General features: G+C 68.7%; 3 protein-coding genes. 2 read left to right on the top strand and 1 reads right to left on the bottom strand.

The features are described from left to right. A partial coding sequence (locus KBA48_RS32965) for an MBL fold metallo-hydrolase RNA specificity domain-containing protein (protein WP_292912895.1) occupies positions 1 to 660 on the top strand: 660 nt, incomplete at its 5' end. Between the two features lie 5 nt (positions 661 to 665). On the opposite strand, the gene KBA48_RS32970 is transcribed toward KBA48_RS32965, so the two are convergent. After that, entirely contained in the window at positions 666 to 1556 is an 891-nt protein-coding gene (locus KBA48_RS32970; protein ID WP_292912896.1) for a DMT family transporter, read from the bottom strand. A 98-nt stretch (positions 1557 to 1654) separates the two neighbouring features. Here KBA48_RS32970 and KBA48_RS32975 point away from each other — a divergent pair, with 98 nt between their 5' ends. Next, positions 1655 to 2569, top strand: a complete 915-nt coding sequence (locus KBA48_RS32975) for a LysR substrate-binding domain-containing protein (protein WP_292912897.1) — start codon at positions 1655 to 1657, stop codon at positions 2567 to 2569. The last annotated feature ends 12 nt before the right edge of the window (positions 2570 to 2581 follow it).

Consider the following 2581-nt stretch of genomic DNA (forward strand, 5'->3'; position numbering starts at 1 on the left):
GCCGGCCGTCAGGTGGCGCTGGCCGGACGGTCGATGCGCAATTGCGACGAGGTGGCCCGTGACCTGGGCATGCTGGACCATGTCCCCGTGCCGCTGACCGAACCGGCCCATCTGAAGGGTCTGGACCGCGACAAGGTGGCCCTGATCTGCACCGGCGGGCAGGGTGAGGAAAAGGCGGCCCTGGCCAAGCTGGCGCGCGGCGAACGCCGCTTCCCGCCGTTTGGCAAGGGCGACACGGTCGTGCTGTCCGCCCGCATCATCCCCGGTAACGAGGAAGCGGTGGAAAAGGTCGTGTCCAAGCTGCGCGCCCGTGGCGTTGAGGTGCTGATGGGCACGGAGATGCTGGGCGGGGAGCCGCTGCACGTCTCCGGCCACCCCGGCGCCAACGAGCTGCGGGAGCTTTATGCCCTGGTCCGTCCGCGCATCGCCCTGCCGGTGCATGGCACCGAGATGCATCTGGAGGCCCATGCCAGGCTGGCGCGGGCCGCCGGCTGTCAGGCCGCGATCATGGCCGAGGAGGCGGAGGTGATCCGCCTGTCCGACGGTGGTTCGCGTGTGCTGGGCCGGGTCAACGCGCCCTTGCTGGCGCTGCGCAGCCTGCCGAACGGCGACCGCGCCACCTATGACCCCGTGAAGGTGCTGGTGGCCGGGCAGGTCTGACGCGGTCAGCCACGGCCCTTGGTATTGACCAGGGCCACACCGCCCAGCGCCATCACCCCACCGGCCAGTGTCGTCCAGACGGGCAATTCCCCCGTCAACGGCACGGCCACGGTGGAGGCGACGACGGGCACCATGTAAAGGAAGTTGGACCCCCGCGCCGCGCCGAAATGGCCCAGCGCGTAGGTCCAGGCGGCATAGCCGATGGCGGCAGGGAACAGGGCCAGAAAGATCAGGGCCGCCTGGACCTGCCACGTCGCCGCCAGTGCCTGCTGCACCCCCTGACCCAGCCAGGGTGAAAGCCAGAGGGCGCCGGCCAAAAGCGTCAGGGCCGACGATGGCAGGGCGCCATATCGGCCCACCAGCGGCCGTTGCAGCACAAAATAGGTGGCGGTGGCCACCGCCGCGCCGATCAGCAAGGTGGCCCCGCTGCCAAAGCGCAGGCCGCCCGGCTGGCCCGAGGCGATCAGGCTGACGCCGGCCATGCTGATCCCCATGCCGATCCAGGCCCAGCGGCGGAACCGTTCCTTCAGGAACAGGGTCGCGAAGATCACCGTCAGCACGGGCGCGACATTGACGATGAAGCTGGCTGCACCCGCCGCCACCGTCTTCTGCCCCGTATTCAGCAACAGATTGTACAGCGCGATCCCGATCCCGCCACAGGCCGCGAAACGCACGGCATCGATCCCGCGCGGTAGGGTCGGTCGTGTCACCAGCAGAAAGACCAGCGCCAGAAAACCCGCCATGGCGAAGCGCGCCGCCGCCAGGGGCAGCGGGTCCATGCCGCTCAGCGCGACCCGGATCGACGGAAAGGCCGATCCCCAACTGACGACTGTGACCAGCACGGCCAGTGCCGGCAGCAGATTGGAACGGGGCAGGGGCGTGGTGACGGATGTCATGATGGATTCCGTTGCAGGGGCCTTGATGGCGTGTGGCACCGATCCTGCGCCAAGTCCGCCTGTTGACATAGCGTACTGATAGCGTCAGAGCTGTACGGATGACGCACAGCTTGTCCCTGCCGCCACTGGAAAGCCTGACCGCCGTTCTGGCGGCCGGGCGGACCGGGTCTTTCTCCGCCGCCGCCCTGGAACTGGGTGTCACCCATGCCGCCATCAGCCGCCGGGTGCAGGCGGCGGAGGCCTGGCTGGGTGTGGCCCTGTTCGAACGCCATGGGCGCGGGGTGCGCACCACGCCGGACGGCGACCGCTTCATTGCGCGGGTGGGGGAGGCCTTCACCATGATCGCCCGGTCGGGTGACCAGTGGCGCCAGCGGCGGGGAACGGAGGTTGTCCGCCTCTCGATCCTTCCGGCCTTTGCCAAGCTCTGGCTGTTCCAGGTGCTGGATAAGTTGCAGGACCCCCATCTGCGGTTCGACATGCTGGTGGAACATCGGCTGGCCGATCTGGACAAGGGGGAGGTGGATATCGCCATCCGCTGCGGCAACGGCCAGTGGACGGGTGTGAACAGCACGCCGCTGTTCCAGGAGATGATCTATCCCGTGGCGTCCCCGGCGCTGGCGGCACGGCTGGGACCGAACCCGCCCGTATCGGCCATCCTGGCGGAAACCCTGGTGCATGACAGTACCGTCACCTCCTGGCGGGCCTGGCTGGGGGCGCATTGCGTGCCCTACAATAAGCCGCGCCCGCAGGATATACGGTTCGAGGATTACGACACCGTGCTGGCGGCGCTGCAGGCGGGGCTGGGCATCGGCATGCTGCGGTCGCCCCTGGGCGATCCCTGGGTGGCTGATGGCAGGCTGGTGCCGGTCAGCCCGCTCTGGGTGCCCAATCCCTATCTTTATCATCTAGTCACCCGTACCGGCACGCCGCGCCCCGCCGTGGCGGAGGCGCGGGACCGGATGCTGACCCTGGCGGCTGAATTCAGGCCGGCGCCCCCGCCATCAGCGCGTTGATCTGTCCATAGG

It is taken from the genome of Niveispirillum sp. (assembly GCF_017996735.1).
GTDB lineage: Bacteria > Pseudomonadota > Alphaproteobacteria > Azospirillales > Azospirillaceae > Niveispirillum.